General features: G+C 41.8%; 14 protein-coding genes. 8 read left to right on the plus strand and 6 right to left on the minus strand.

The features are described 5' to 3' along the window. Positions 1-429 precede the first annotated feature (429 nt). Positions 430-1,446, minus strand: coding sequence for a sulfate/molybdate ABC transporter ATP-binding protein (locus tag L6494_RS18205; protein ID WP_237989089.1), 1,017 nt, complete (start codon positions 1,444-1,446; stop codon positions 430-432). Positions 1,447-1,727: 281 nt separating this feature from the next. Here L6494_RS18205 and chlP point away from each other — a divergent pair, with 281 nt between their 5' ends. Beyond that, a complete protein-coding gene (gene chlP, locus L6494_RS18210; protein WP_237989090.1) occupies positions 1,728-2,984 on the plus strand; it encodes a geranylgeranyl reductase in 1,257 nt (418 codons plus the stop codon). 410 nt (positions 2,985-3,394) lie between these two features. Here the strand turns inward: chlP and L6494_RS18215 are convergent, their stop codons facing one another. Next, on the minus strand, positions 3,395-4,138 hold the full coding sequence (locus L6494_RS18215) for a response regulator transcription factor (protein ID WP_237989091.1): 744 nt from the start codon (positions 4,136-4,138) through the stop codon (positions 3,395-3,397). Positions 4,139-4,849: 711 nt separating this feature from the next. Between L6494_RS18215 and ebsA the strand changes: the two genes are divergently transcribed. From ebsA to L6494_RS18240, 5 genes are all read left to right on the plus strand, one after another. Beyond that, entirely contained in the window at positions 4,850-5,227 is a 378-nt protein-coding gene (ebsA, locus tag L6494_RS18220; protein ID WP_237989092.1) for a type IV pilus biogenesis protein EbsA, read from the plus strand. A 372-nt stretch (positions 5,228-5,599) separates the two neighbouring features. Beyond that, complete coding sequence (locus tag L6494_RS18225; RefSeq protein ID WP_237989093.1) at positions 5,600-6,688, plus strand: phosphotransacetylase family protein; 1,089 nt, start codon at positions 5,600-5,602, stop codon at positions 6,686-6,688. A 327-nt stretch (positions 6,689-7,015) separates the two neighbouring features. Then, positions 7,016-7,519, plus strand: a complete 504-nt coding sequence (locus L6494_RS18230) for a DNA recombination-mediator protein A (RefSeq protein ID WP_237989094.1) — start codon at positions 7,016-7,018, stop codon at positions 7,517-7,519. Positions 7,520-7,594: 75 nt separating this feature from the next. Next, positions 7,595-7,990: an MAPEG family protein gene (locus L6494_RS18235; protein ID WP_237989095.1), complete on the plus strand. Its 396-nt coding sequence runs from the start codon at positions 7,595-7,597 to the stop codon at positions 7,988-7,990. A 108-nt stretch (positions 7,991-8,098) separates the two neighbouring features. Next, positions 8,099-8,590, plus strand: coding sequence for a YajQ family cyclic di-GMP-binding protein (locus tag L6494_RS18240; RefSeq protein WP_237989096.1), 492 nt, complete (start codon positions 8,099-8,101; stop codon positions 8,588-8,590). Between the two features lie 149 nt (positions 8,591-8,739). On the opposite strand, the gene L6494_RS18245 is transcribed toward L6494_RS18240, so the two are convergent. Both L6494_RS18245 and L6494_RS18250 read right to left on the minus strand, forming a co-directional pair. After that, a complete protein-coding gene (locus L6494_RS18245) occupies positions 8,740-9,309 on the minus strand; it encodes a glutathione S-transferase family protein (RefSeq protein WP_237989097.1) in 570 nt (189 codons plus the stop codon). A 12-nt stretch (positions 9,310-9,321) separates the two neighbouring features. Continuing rightward, positions 9,322-9,774, minus strand: coding sequence for a hypothetical protein (locus L6494_RS18250; protein ID WP_237989098.1), 453 nt, complete (start codon positions 9,772-9,774; stop codon positions 9,322-9,324). Positions 9,775-10,195: 421 nt separating this feature from the next. On the opposite strand from L6494_RS18250, the gene L6494_RS18255 reads away from it, so the two are divergent. Beyond that, positions 10,196-10,897, plus strand: a complete 702-nt coding sequence (locus tag L6494_RS18255) for a tetratricopeptide repeat protein (protein WP_237989099.1) — start codon at positions 10,196-10,198, stop codon at positions 10,895-10,897. Positions 10,898-11,157: 260 nt separating this feature from the next. Here L6494_RS18255 and L6494_RS18260 read toward each other — a convergent pair whose 3' ends face one another. Beyond that, positions 11,158-11,571 carry a hypothetical protein gene (locus tag L6494_RS18260; protein WP_237989100.1) on the minus strand — a complete coding sequence of 138 codons (414 nt, stop codon included), beginning with the start codon at positions 11,569-11,571 and terminating at the stop codon, positions 11,158-11,160. Between the two features lie 803 nt (positions 11,572-12,374). After that, a complete protein-coding gene (gene psaM, locus L6494_RS18265) occupies positions 12,375-12,470 on the minus strand; it encodes a photosystem I reaction center subunit XII (RefSeq protein WP_027404816.1) in 96 nt (31 codons plus the stop codon). A 159-nt stretch (positions 12,471-12,629) separates the two neighbouring features. Here psaM and L6494_RS18270 point away from each other — a divergent pair, with 159 nt between their 5' ends. Further along, positions 12,630-13,877: an FGGY-family carbohydrate kinase gene (locus L6494_RS18270; RefSeq protein WP_237989101.1), complete on the plus strand. Its 1,248-nt coding sequence runs from the start codon at positions 12,630-12,632 to the stop codon at positions 13,875-13,877. Positions 13,878-14,056 lie beyond the last annotated feature (179 nt).

The raw sequence follows: 14,056 nt of genomic DNA on the forward strand, positions 1-14,056 counted from the left end.
ACAAATTCAAAAGTTATTGCACCCAAGTACCTGTGTAATCACGGTTACTTGCTGACCAATTCAATATGTTTTTTAGTTAGTGTGCAGTAATTCTACCATCACCTAGTGGGGGAGACAGGAGTAACATAGACAACTTTAAAAAGCGCACACTAGAAATTTTTCTTAGCTTTAAAATTACAGGCTGAAATAATATGAAGTATATACGTAGAAATCTGTATAGATATGTAAATGAATATAAAGCTTCAATGAAGAGGTAGGGGGAAATGACCCCCTTCTTCCTGCTGTGAAGCGCGCCAACGCGGAGCTTCCCCCAGGGAAGTGTCGAATCCCCCAACTGTCCCCCCTGCTCCCTTATCTCTTCTTCAATTAGTCATCAAAACTACGGGGATTTAAACCCCTATACTTTGTTAAGTTGCACAGACAACTCATCTAGATGGAATAGTACAAGGGAAAGGATTTAGCATCCTTTGGTTTGACATATACTTTTTGCTGTGCTTCTAACTGTAATTCGTTAAAGCGATCGCGCGTTAAGTGAGCATTCACCACTTGACCATCATCTAAGGTCAACTCTACCTGAATTTCCCAACCTAAGTGGATTAACCGACTGACTGTCGCCGGTGCAGTAGCACCGTTAGCGTGCTTTTCAATCACTACATCTTGGGGGCGTAAAAATACATCTGGGTGTGACGAATCAAACCCACTGCTTTGAAAAATCTTCGATGTGCTGGGTAAGACGTTCACGGGTCCGATAAAACTCATCACAAAAGCCGTCGCCGGATTATCGTAAATTTCTGCCGGTGTTCCTACTTGTTCTACACGTCCTTGGTTCATCACCACAACTTCATCTGAGACTTCCATTGCTTCTTCTTGGTCGTGGGTGACAAACACAGTAGTCACATGAACTTCATCATGGAGACGACGTAACCAAGCGCGTAAATCTTTGCGGACTTTGGCATCCAATGCCCCAAAGGGTTCATCTAATAGTAATACACTGGGTTCTACGGCTAATGCTCTGGCTAAAGCTACGCGCTGTCTTTGACCACCAGATAATTGTGATGGATAGCGATCGCCTAATCCACTTAATTGCACCAATTCTAGCAACTGTTCGACTCGACCTTTCACTTTTTTAGCGTGGGTCTTACGAATTTCTAAACCAAAAGCAATATTTTGCCGGACTGTTAGATGCTTAAATAGAGCATAGTGCTGAAATACAAACCCAATATTCCGCTCTTGCACACTCTGATTTGTGGCATCTTTACCTGTAAGCAAGATTTTGCCGCTATCTGGCATTTCTAAACCAGCAATTAAGCGGAGTAGCGTGGACTTTCCAGACCCAGATGGCCCTAATAAAGCTACTAATGAGCCACTGTCTATTTCTAAGCTGACTTGATCAACAGCTTTAAAACTTCCGAACTGCTTGGATACATTTTCAACTACTATGCCCACAAGTTCTGTACCTCTGCCACTCTAACTACGGCTTATTGCTAGGTTTACCGTAATTTAATATATACCATATCTAATTGCGCTGAGATTAAATTACTCGTAAAAATCTTTAGTCATTAGTCCCCCTCTAACTTGCTTGTCCCCCAGTCCCCAGAAATTATTGAATTTTGAATTAATTTTTCCCCAATTCTCCACTGAGTTTTTGTATCGAAATATTAAGGAATGTTGCATTTCTGTCAAAACCTGGAGGGAGAGCGCGAAATCAGTCAAAAGACCGTGGTACGATGCTTTCGGTAAATGTGAAGATTGGGAGAAAACCTTTGACACTACGGGTTGCTGTTGTTGGATCAGGCCCAGCTGGTTCCTCTGCTGCTGAAACACTAGCAAAGGCTGGGATTGAGACCTATCTCTTCGAGCGGAAGTTAGATAACGCCAAGCCCTGCGGAGGTGCGATACCTCTGTGTATGGTAAGTGAATTTGATTTACCACCAGAGATTATTGATCGCCAGGTGCGGAAGATGAAAATGATTTCACCTTCCAATCGTGAGGTTGATATCAATTTAATAAAACAAGATGAATATATAGGAATGTGCCGCCGCGAAGTGCTAGATGGCTTCTTGCGGGATCGGGCGGCAAAACTGGGGGCAAATTTAATTAATGCCACTGTTCATAAAGTAGATATACCATCAAATAACACCGATCCATATACTATTCACTATATTGATCATAGTGAAGGTGCTGTACAAGGGATTACCAGAACCCTGAAAGTCGATTTAATTATCGGAGCAGATGGGGCAAATTCCCGCATTGCCAAAGAAATGGATGCAGGGGATTATAACTATGCGATCGCTTTCCAAGAGCGGATTCGCTTACCCCAAGATAAAATGGCATACTACAACGACCTTGCCGAAATGTATGTCGGTAATGACGTTTCTACAGACTTCTACGCTTGGGTTTTTCCCAAATATGATCACGTAGCCGTCGGTACTGGCACAATGCACGTCAACAAAGCCAGCATCAAACAGTTACAAGCTGGTATCCGCGCCCGTGCCAGCGAAAAACTAGCAGGCGGTAAAATCATCAAAGTAGAAGCCCACCCCATTCCCGAACATCCACGTCCCCGGCGTGTAGTTGGTCGTATTGCTTTAGTCGGAGATGCGGCTGGCTACGTTACCAAATCTTCCGGTGAAGGCATTTACTTTGCTGCTAAATCTGGGCGGATGTGTGCAGAAACCATTGTGGAAATTTCCCAAAATGGTAGCCGTATTCCTACAGAAAACGAAATCAAGCTTTATATCCAACGTTGGGATAAAAAATACGGTCTAACTTACAAAGTGTTAGACATCCTGCAAACAGTCTTCTATCGTTCTGATGCTACCCGCGAAGCATTTGTAGAAATGTGTGGGGACTTGGATGTACAAAAACTCACCTTTGATAGCTATCTGTATAAAACAGTCGTCCCAGCTAACCCCTTTACCCAGTTGAAAATCACTGCCAAAACAATTGGTAGTTTAATTCGTGGTAACGCTTTAGCACCCTAATCATGAGTGCTGAGTAATGAGTAATGAGTAATGAGTAATGAGTAATGCTTTAGCACCCTCATCAGGAGTAAAACAAGTAACAATGAGTGAGTTTACAACTCAGGACTCACAACTCAGTCTCACAACCGGCTAAACGCCGCGCTACCGCTAACACAACTCAGCACTAAAATAAATGGCACTCCCTAGATTCTGCCAACAGGGAGTGCCATTTATTTTAGGAAAGTTTAGCGTTGATTTGTAGCGATGGATGTGTCAATTTGCGGGCAAAGCTTACCTGTAGGGTAATTAGCGAAGCGAAATCTAGACACGCGCAGCGCGACTGCTTGAAGAGTAGAATTTCCTGTGATACCCTACATTACAAACTGCATCTTCCTCAGTGTGTCCTATAGTTAAGGGCATTGAGCAAAATTTCATTCAACTACTGATGTGGTAGCACCCTCATTTGATGGTGGAATACTAGGCAATTCCAGGCAGTATCCCGCACCATACACGGTTTTGATATAGCGAGGGTGGCGGGGATCTGGTTCTAACTTAGTCCGCAAATGCCGGATATGCACGCGAATAGTTTCGATATCATCATCTGGGTCGTAGCCCCAAACTTCTCTAAGGATTTCACTAGGGGAAACAGTTTGACCATGACGTTGCAGCAAACAGTGCAGCAGTTCAAATTCCAGATGAGTGAGTTTCACGGTTTGATGAAACCAAATAGCCTCAAATCGCTCTGGAACTAAAGTCAGAGGTCCATAGTTCAAAATTTCACTGTGCTTTGCTGCTTGGGGAATGCGGTCAGTACGCCGCAATAATGCCCGGACTCGTGCCAGCATTTCTTCCACCTCAAAGGGCTTGGTAAGATAGTCGTCTGCCCCGGCATTAAAGCCTTCTACCTTATCTTGAGTTTGACTAAGGGCAGTCAGCATCAAAACAGGTATTTCGGCTGTGCGTTCGTCTCGACGCAGGCGTTGGCAAACTGTAAAACCATCTACCCTTGGCAACATGAGATCAAGCATGATCAAGTCTGGTTGTAGCTGGAGAGCTAAGGCTTGACCTTTAATTCCATCTTCAGCTTGACTTACATCGTAGCCAGCCATTTCCAAGTTGACGGCAACGAGTTCTGAAATTGCTGGGTCATCGTCTATGACAAGAATCCTCGGCATTCTTAAAAAATTATTACTACTTATTAAGGATAAATAAGAACCTTTGGTAGATACAAAGATTTCTGTCTTGATTATAAAAAAGATTTTAAATCTAACATAAACCTTAAAACTGACATAATTGCGAAATCACGAATAAATTACCTGAAATATTCACTAGGATATGTGACGCTCCCTACAATCTGCCTTTGTTTCTCCAAAATAGAGTGTAAACCGCTTGATGACGAAGACTTAGTAAAACCATCAACTTAGTAGTCACATACCACAAAATGAAACTTTTAAATGAACGAAGTGTGCCAGTTGAGTAGGGTGCGTCAGTATAAATAATTTCTGAGTATAGTTAGGTTCTATCGCACTGACGCACCCTACAGTTTAGATATTTTTTATCTAGAAGTCCCTTCGTAAGATTAAGGTGTGGTTGTAGGGATTGTGGGAAACATAACTAAATTATCCGAACTTGATATCACTACTCAGTACCGACTAACCGCCGCGCTACCGCTAACAGCACTCATTACTCATTACTCATTACTCATTACTCATTACTCATTACTCATTACTCATTACTCATTACTCATTACTCATTACTCATTACTCATTACTCATTACTCATTATTCAGCACTCAAAAACTGTGTACAACACAAGTTTTTTGGGAATACTGCATTGAGAACTAACCATATTCCTAGTTGTCAACTAATGTTGAGGAAGAGTCAACAATGTCTATTGAGCAACTCCAGCCTGTTAATGCCCAACAAGCAAACGTCTACTTACCTTATGTTCAAGGTGCGGCGAAGCGTAATTTCTTACCCTATGCTATCGGTCTTTATCAAAAAGGAAATTTAGAAGGACATCGAAAAATAGAAGCCGGTGAAAACGTTCCCTTTGTCGCCTCGTGGAATGTGGCTACCCTACCTTCTGATTTAACCCGTTGCCGAATGCAGTTTGATGGCAATGCTGAGTTCAGTTATGAAATAATGATGGCTAGTTTTGAATTTATTAGTTTTTTAATTGAACTTATGGAAAACTATAAACGCTATAAAGTAACTGATTTCTCACAATCTTTTTACCGGAAGCTACTACGTGCTGACGAATAATTCAGTTAATTAAAGCTTGAGGGTTGTCAGAGTAAGTTATGATTAAAATATCCTGACAACCTTGTTTTTGTTGGTTAATAAACTTATTTTCCTCTTTTTTGTACCCTGTACCCCGTCTCCTGCGTCGTTTAGGAGTCGGCATAACAAGACTATCGAGTTGAAAGTTAAGCTAAAAATTATATCTTAATAAATAATAAAAATATACCAATTTAATAGTAAAAATATATAACTATAAAAGCAAGAAATGTTACTTTAAGAAAGAATTTTTAGGGAAATTATATTTTGCGATCGCCTAATCATTCGGCCAGAACCAATTAAAATTAATAAACACCTGGCTGGATTTTACTTCCTTTTGAAATTAGGAGTGCATGTGTGCCAAAATCTGCTAAATATTTGCTGATTGGCTCAACCGAAACTTACAGTGGTAAGTCGGCAACAGTCCTGGGTTTGTCTCATCAGTTACAGCAAAAAGGATTAGATATTGCTTATGGTAAACCCCTAGGCAATTGTCTGAGTACGCCTGATGCCACTGTAGTTGACGAAGATGTCCAGTTTATTACTCTTAGTCTCAATCTATCGGCAAACCGCATTGTGCCGACAATGCTGGCTTTGGATGAAGCCAGTGTGCAAAGACGCTTAAATGGTGAAGACAACACTAATTATCGTCAGTCTTTAGTAGAGCAGTATTTACAAATTCCTAGAGGCGATCTAGTGCTGCTTGAAGGCCCTGGTGATTTGGCGGAAGGTTATCTGTTTGATTTATCTTTGCTCCAGGTAGCTGAGGTGTTAAATGCTAGTGTCATGCTAGTAACTCGCTACAACTCACTACTGTCTGTAGAGTCGATATTATCTGCCAAGGAGCGTGTAGGCGATCGCTTGATCGGAGTTGTCATCAATGATATTCCGTCAGCGCAGCTAGAGACAGTTAATCATGTGATGCGCCCATTTTTAGAACAGCAGGGCATTCCTGTGATGGCGATGCTACCCAAAAACGATTTACTCCGTAGTGTCAGCGTGGGTGAATTAGTTAAGCAGCTCAACGCCGAAGTTCTCTGTCGCAGCGATCGCTTAGATTTAATGGTGGAGAGTCTAGCGATTGGCGCGATGAACGTGAATGCGGCTGTCAAATATTTCCGCAAGCGGCGGAATATGGCAGTAGTGACAGGAGGCGATCGCGTGGAAATTCAACAAGCCGCTTTGGAAACTTCTACCCAATGTCTCATCCTCACCGGACAACTACCACCACCCCAATTTATTCTCACTCGCGCTGAAGAGTTAGAAATCCCGATTTTGTCTGTTGACTTAGATACCCTCACCACGGTAGAAATTGTTGACCGCACCTTCGGTCAAGTACGTGTTCATGAACCGATTAAGGTTCACTGCATCCGCCAATTAATGTCTGAGCATTTTGACATTAACCGCCTGTTATCTAAGTTAGGTTTAACACCTGCAAAAGTCTGATTTGAGTGCTGTTAGCGGTAGCGCGGCGTTTAGCCGGTTGTGAGTGCTGTTAGCGGTAGCGCGGCGTTTAGCCGGTGCTGAGTGAGCATTAGTTAGTGTCCCTTCCAGTCCCCAGGAGTTAATTAATTTTGACTTTTGACTTACCCTTCGGGTACTCCTGCGGAGAACTCATAGAGTAGCCGCTTTTGCGTCTACGACTTTTGACTTGATTTGTCCCTACTCCCTCGATCTATTAAGAAAACTTAGTAGTATGTAACTCAAGTTCGCTTCGGACTTACACGCTGTTTGGTAGAATAACGGGGTTGTTTAATCTGATTACCTCCGTCTTTGAGCCAGTCAACAGACCTTATTAACCTCGATACGTTGGCGCAAGAACTGGCGACAATCCAGCAAACAGGTTCTAAACGAATCGCCTTGTTGGGGTCGCGTCATGTGCCAATTACGCATCAAAATCTCATTGAAATGATGACCTATGCCTTAGTTTTATCAGGCAATCGAGTCATTACATCCGGTGCTGCGGGTACGAATTCAGCTGCTATTAAGGGAGCAATGCGGGCTGATCCGAATTTGCTGACGGTAATTTTACCCCAAAGCTTAGAACGCCAGCCCCATGAATCTCGCCAGCAACTAGAGCAGGTTATGCACTTAGTAGAAAATCCTAGTAATGATAACTTGTCTCTGGCTGAAGCTAGTTACATCTGTAACAAAGAGATTGTCTCCCGTTGCCAGCAGCTGATCTGCTTTGCATTTCATGACAGTCGCACTCTGCTACAAACTTGTGGAGATGCTGAAGAACAAAGAAAGGTGGTGACACTTTTCTACTTTGATTAGTCAGCAGTCAACAGTCCACAGTCGAACTAATGACTGAGTATGAACTATAGACTAATGACTATGGAGTAGAGACTGATGATTATTTTTTTGTATGCGATCGCCGCAGCTGCGGTGTTAATTTACCTGCCATTTTTAGTTGTAGGGTATGCCCGTGTACGAGTTGGGTATGATGTTTCTGCCCCTCGTGCTATTTTTGATAAATTGCCACCTTACGCGCAAAGAGCTACCTGGGCGCACCAAAATTCTTTTGAAACATTTATGGTGTTTGCTGCGGCTGCACTAATGGCTTATGTAACTGGTGTGAATTCTTCTATAGCAGCATGGGCTGCGATCGCCTTTGTTGTGGCTCGCCTGCTATTCTCGATATTTTATATTTTGAATATACCGCTATTGCGATCGCTCATGTTTGGCATTGGCTCTCTTAGCTCTGGTACTCTCATTGTCCTGAGTATCATGCAAGCTAAGGGTTAAATTGGGAATAGGGCAGAAAAAGTCAAAAAATTATTTCTTGTCTCCTCTGCTCTTCTACTTCCCATTTTCCCCAGTCCCAATTCCAACATTTCACGTCCAATATTTCTTATGGCTTCTACTTATTCCTTTGACATTGTGAGTGATTTTGATCGGCAAGAATTGGTGAATGCTGTTGATCAAGTCATCCGTGACCTCAAAAGTCGTTATGACCTCAAGGATACCCAAACTACTGTTGAGTTGGGTGAAGAAAAAATTACTATCGGCACAGATAGCGAGTTTACCCTAGATTCTGTTCACAATATTTTGCGTGAAAAGGCTGCCAAGCGGAATCTTTCCCAAAAAATCTTTGATTTTGGCAAAGTAGACTCCGCAAGTGGTAATCGCGTCCGTCAAGAAATCACCCTCAGAAAAGGTATCAGCCAGGATATTGCTAAACAAATATCCAAATTGATTCGTGACGAATTCAAAAAAGTCCAAGCGTCAATTCAAGGTGATGCTGTGCGAGTTTCTGCCAAAGCTAAAGACGATTTGCAAGCCGTTATGCAACGCTTAAAGCAAGAAGACTATCCTGTAGCTTTGCAGTTCACAAATTATCGATAACTATTTTAGTTGAGATAATTAGGGCTTGCTGTCCCATCGTCATTAAACCCCACCCCCAACCCCCTCCCCGCTTGCGGGGAGGGGAGACGAAGCGTAGCTTTGGCGGGGTGGGGTTCTTGGTTTGTCCTGAGCAATCAAGCAGAAACGAATTACGAATTAGAATTACCCCTTGTGGCGATCGCTTTTTGATATGCTGGCCTTTCTATCATGCGCTGGATATATTGCTCAACAGCTGGGTAAGGACTCAAATCTAGCTTCAGCATTATGGGAATGTAAGCCAAGAGAGACCCCACCGCGACATCAACAACGCTGAATTCCTCTCCTAGTAAAAAAGGTTGTCGGGCAAAAATTTCATTCAAGGGAGTCAACAAACGGGGTGTTTCCCGTTCCCGGTTGGCTTCGAGAAAAATACCATTCCCCAAAGTAGCATTTGCAAATAGTACCCATTGATTAATGATCGCCTGCTCCTGTGGCGAAACTGGGTGTTTGCCATACTTATCAGCTAGATAAAGTAAAATTGCCCCGGATTCCCATAGTATAAAGTCTCCATCTACTATGGCTGGTACTTTGCCGATGGGGTTAATTTTCAAGAATTCAGGCTGGAGATGTTCTCCCGCCTGCATATCCAGCATGACAAACTCGTAGGGAACTTCTAGTTCCTCTAAATACCATTGGACGATAGTAGCCCGACTACGAACGCCGCCATACAGTTTCAACATAACTACCTAAGATTAAAGAACTTTGTGAGTGTGAGAATGCTGTTTGACGTTATCTTCTTTTGTTACCAATCTAGCGGCGTTTAGTATACGCTTGCGATCTACGGAATATTTAAAATCAGAGTAGGTTGAACCTACGGGGATCAAAGCTTGTGCGCTTTCACGCCGCTTGTAAGTACGAGCTGCTGCAAACACCCGTGACACAAATTCATCTGCAAATTGAGCTGAATCAGGAAACCCTGTGGGGAAGGTTGGCTGTTCATCGTTTACCACTGCACCCACATTGGTTGCAGAAGCGAATTTATAGGACGTGGGAATACCTTTGAAAATTGCTTCTAAAGCTGCTGAAGGAATTGGTTCTAGGACTTCGACTTCATGAACTTCTCCATCTTCTTTGATGAAGCAGGTTGCTAGACCAATCACAACATAATCATCAGCCGCTAAATCAGGTGCATTTTGGTAAGTCATTGTTGTCGTGGGAAATAGGATTGGGGAGGAATTAATTCAAAATTCAAAATTCAAAATTCAAAATTAAGAACTTCTGGGGGCTGGGGATTGGGGACTGGGAGAAAAATTCTACCTTGTCTACCTTGTCTCCCCTGCTCTGTCTTTGGCATTTTACCAATTTGTCTCTCTAACTCCTGGAATGTTCGTAGAGATTAATATTTGATGCTTCGTTTCAGGAATTTAACCTGGGGAAGAAGTATCTGTAACTAGGTTGAAGCATTAATTGTCTGTATGAAGTGTATTTTTTACTGGTTGCAGTTCCTGAAATGTGATTTGGTCATTGTAAATAAGTAATCATAGACACCTGCACAAGTGACACACAATCACCGCTACCGCAACAGTAAAATTCTAACTTGATTTCAAGGAGCATTTAGGCGAAAACATGAACATTCAATCATTCCTAGCTGCTGGAGAACAGCAAAATAACTGTTATCAATTTGTTGTTAATAATACATTTACTGACAAACAAAATGGGGCTAACGGTGACAGTTACTTACGTTCTTGCGCGTTGAGTTCAGCTCAACAGGGGAATTATACTGAAGCGATCGCTCTTTTAACCGAATTAATTAAACGCCATCCACACAATGCTGTAGATTACAACAACCGGGGGTTAATTTACTTCCAAAGTGGCGAACTGCACAAAGCACTCCGGGACTACAACAAAGCACTGCAATTAAATCCTCATTTGGCTAGTGCTTACAATAATCGCGCCAATTATTACGCGGCTTGTGGGGAATTAACGGCTGCACTGGCTGACTATGATTGCGCCATTGATTTTAATCCTGGCCATGTGCGAGCCTGGATTAACCGTGGAATTACTTTACGGGATTTGGGACAATACGACCAGGCAATTGAGAATTTTGATAATGCGTTGCTATTTGGTCAGTTAGAAGGGCATATTTGGGCTGAAAGGGCTAGAACTTATCATGTTTGGGGAGATTGGAATTGTGCGATCGCTGACTATCGTCGCGCCCTCACTCAATTACCTGTCCTAGCTAATAAAAAAGATGTTCCTGGTTATCGTTTGCGATTACAAATAGAAAATTGGCTCAATGAATTATTGCCCGCACATCCTATGCAATAAGTAAAAAGCTGATAAATAAAGGTTTTTACTTTTGCCCTTTGAGGCTATGTAAAATGAAAAATCCAAAATTAAATAGAATTTTTAATTTAAATTTGGTGATGTATTCTCTCTAATAGCTAATAGATGATAAATAAAATAACACTACAAAACGTTAGATGTTAACTATTAACTGTAAGAAATTTGCACCCAGGGTTATTGTTTAGCAATAATTACTTCTGTCAGCAACTTGTATGATGCCAATCACCAATTTAATATTTTGCTTAGGGTGAAGGCTCTGAAATGTCTATTTCCTGTCCATATTGATTGGTTAAAACAACCGGACGTTGACCAGGTTCAAATTTATATGTTTGTTGCTGCATAACACTTCTAGTTTGGCGCGGATCAAAATTACGGCTAAATTCTGCCTGTAAAATGCTGACGCGTTTTTCTATTTGCTTAACTTCTGTACTAACTTCTCGCAACTTGCTTTGCTGTGAAAAATGATTTGGCACAAGTTGAACTAATGCGAATATTGCTGTTGCTGAAAGGACAAAATTGACAGCTACCTTGGCTGAAACTTCTACAGCCATCACCTTGTAAGAACGTTGGCGAAGATGGCGTTTTGGCCGAGGAACAGCCTGTTGTTTTTGTATAGGTGGTTGTTGTGGAGGTCTAGAAGGTTGAAAAGCGTTCATGATGCTTAAAAAGAGAAATTTCCTGATGAATAAAGTAAGCCATAAAAAGCCTATTAGCTAGGATTACGACTAAGATTAGCTGACATATTACTTCATTTTTTCCAAATTGCTACACGTATGTTAATTGTCAAAAAAACACAAAATATACGTAAGTAACTGGTTTAACTTGATGGTATTTGTCCACCAGTTTATGGAAACTGCACCTGATCTGCCAGGATTATTATTCTTTTAGTAATTAATGTCAATTCCAAACCGTATTCTCACTGGTGAGTCACAAGTTGTTGTATCATGTCCTTTTTGCTGCTTTTTTAGTCTTTACCTGTCTTCAGGTAGGACTAATTGCTTCCAAGGTATCAAAACAATCTTGCTATTGTCAATTTTAATTTGCTCACACCTGTTAATACGTTTGTATTTATATTGATTTTTCTAGCTTTTAGCTAATTTTTGCAGTTATTAGAATTTCAGTATTAATATTTGGTTGATTAAACAATTTAAGTTATTAATTATACTAGTTATTAATCATGGCAAAATGCAATAGGGTAAAACTTTCATTAATCGCCGAAATTTCCTATAGGCTACGAGGGTAATTAATTTTCAAGTTTAACAAAATGTGGGGGTTTAAATCCCCGGCTTCTATCAAGCCGCAAATGTTGTGTCCGGGTCTAAATCCCCGTTACAACACGTAATTGCGAATTGCGAATTGCGTTAGCGGAGCGGGACGTTAGTCCATTGCGAATTGGTTTAATGCTTCCAAGAGTGGAGCATAAATAATTAGACTCCACTCTTGATAACGTATGGTGGCGTTATTTGTAAAGTTCTGTCGCTAACCGCCAAGCCAAAATGCCTGGAATTAGTGCCACAACTAGAGCAATGTAAACTTGAGTATCAGAGATAGGCATGGTTGTAAACCTCCTGAGCGTCAAACTGATTTTTAAGAGTTCGTTTACTACTTTTCCTTGTTTTGCCAAAATTGTGGCACATCTTGTTGCATCTTGTAACAAAATCCGTGATGAATTCGGTAGTCTGAGTTATTTTTCATCAAAAAAATTTATAAAACTATGAGTTGTTATTTGGGGATCGACTTTGGTACTTCTGGGGCGAGGGCAGTGGTAATTGATGAGGCAGCCCAAATCCAGACACAAGTAAGATATCCTTGGGCAACAGAGGCGATCGCTGATGTAAAATCATGGGAAACAGCATTATGGACGTTGCTGGCGCAAATACCGCAGAATTGGCGGCGAGAGATGAGAGCGATCGCTATTAACGGCACTTCCTCAACTGTGTTATTGTGTGATGATGCTGGCAACCCCATATCTGCACCCTTACTCTACAACGACCCACGGGGATCAACGGTGTTAGATAAATTGAGCAAGATAGCACCGCCAAATCATACCGTCTTAAGTGCAACTTCCAGCTTGGCTAAACTTTTCTGGATGATGCAATTACCCACCTTCAGCGAAGCTAAATATTTTTTGCATCAAGCCGATTGGCTGAGTTTTCTGCTGCATGGCAAGTTGGGGATCAGTGACTACCACAATGCTTTAAAGTTGGGTTATGACGTAGAACAGTTAAAATACCCAGAATGGTTGACAAGTCTGCAAATACCGATTCAACTACCCGAAGTATTAACGCCTGGGACTCCCATCGCAGAATTACGTCCTGAAATTGCCAATCAGTTTTTGTTACCGCCTCATTGTTTAGTCTGTGCTGGTACTACTGATAGTATTGCCGCCTTTTTAGCCAGTGGTACAACATCACCAGGGGAAGCCGTGACTTCCCTAGGTTCAACATTGGTACTCAAACTTTTGAGTCGTACCCGCGTAGAAGATGCGCGATATGGAGTTTACAGCCATCGCCTGGGTGATTTGTGGTTGACGGGAGGTGCTTCTAATACTGGGGGTGCGGTGTTAAGGGAATTTTTTACTGATGCAGAGTTAGAAAATCTGAGTCGTGAAATTGATAGTTCTCAGTCCAGTAAGTTAGATTATTATCCCTTGTTAAAAGCAGGGGAACGCTTCCCCATTAACGATCCCAATTTATCCCCACGACTCACACCACGCCCAGATAATTCAGTGGAATTTCTATATGGCTTGTTAGAAAGTATCGCTCGTATAGAAGCGCGGGGCTATGAATTATTGCAACAATTAGGTGCAGATAGCTTAAATCAAGTCTATACAGCCGGTGGTGGGGCAGAAAACCCTACTTGGACGGCAATTCGTCAACGATGTTTAAAAGTGCCAGTAGTTTCCTCTGTGCATACAGAAGCCGCCTATGGAACAGCACTTTTGGCGAAGTCCAAATTTTGAACTCAATCAGTATTATCTGTTCACAAAAATCTTTTAAATCCGTATCTCTCCCAGTGACAATCAACATATCACGGCTGATACTGGGTTTATTAGATACCAGATTCTAAAGTTCCAGGTTCGTCATCTGGGCAGCTATTTGGGGGTAGATGCTTCGCCGCTAGCGAATGTCATCTATCCCC

The organism is Nostoc sp. UHCC 0870, assembly GCF_022063185.1.
In the GTDB taxonomy this organism is placed as follows: Bacteria; Cyanobacteriota; Cyanobacteriia; order Cyanobacteriales; family Nostocaceae; genus Trichormus.

What these genes read in the sequence shown, in the direction of transcription:
- L6494_RS18270 (WP_237989101.1), top strand. Translation starts at nt 12,630, where the DNA reads ATGAGTTGTTATTTGGGGATCGACTTTGGTACTTCTGGGGCGAGGGCA.
- ebsA (WP_237989092.1), top strand. Translation starts at nt 4,850, where the DNA reads ATGTCTATTGAGCAACTCCAGCCTGTTAATGCCCAACAAGCAAACGTC.
- psaM (WP_027404816.1), bottom strand. Translation starts at nt 12,470, where the DNA reads ATGCCTATCTCTGATACTCAAGTTTACATTGCTCTAGTTGTGGCACTA.
- L6494_RS18215 (WP_237989091.1), bottom strand. Translation starts at nt 4,138, where the DNA reads ATGCCGAGGATTCTTGTCATAGACGATGACCCAGCAATTTCAGAACTC.
- L6494_RS18250 (WP_237989098.1), bottom strand. Translation starts at nt 9,774, where the DNA reads ATGACTTACCAAAATGCACCTGATTTAGCGGCTGATGATTATGTTGTG.
- chlP (WP_237989090.1), top strand. Translation starts at nt 1,728, where the DNA reads ATGCTTTCGGTAAATGTGAAGATTGGGAGAAAACCTTTGACACTACGG.
- L6494_RS18260 (WP_237989100.1), bottom strand. Translation starts at nt 11,571, where the DNA reads ATGAACGCTTTTCAACCTTCTAGACCTCCACAACAACCACCTATACAA.
- L6494_RS18240 (WP_237989096.1), top strand. Translation starts at nt 8,099, where the DNA reads ATGGCTTCTACTTATTCCTTTGACATTGTGAGTGATTTTGATCGGCAA.
- L6494_RS18235 (WP_237989095.1), top strand. Translation starts at nt 7,595, where the DNA reads ATGATTATTTTTTTGTATGCGATCGCCGCAGCTGCGGTGTTAATTTAC.
- L6494_RS18255 (WP_237989099.1), top strand. Translation starts at nt 10,196, where the DNA reads ATGAACATTCAATCATTCCTAGCTGCTGGAGAACAGCAAAATAACTGT.
- L6494_RS18245 (WP_237989097.1), bottom strand. Translation starts at nt 9,309, where the DNA reads ATGTTGAAACTGTATGGCGGCGTTCGTAGTCGGGCTACTATCGTCCAA.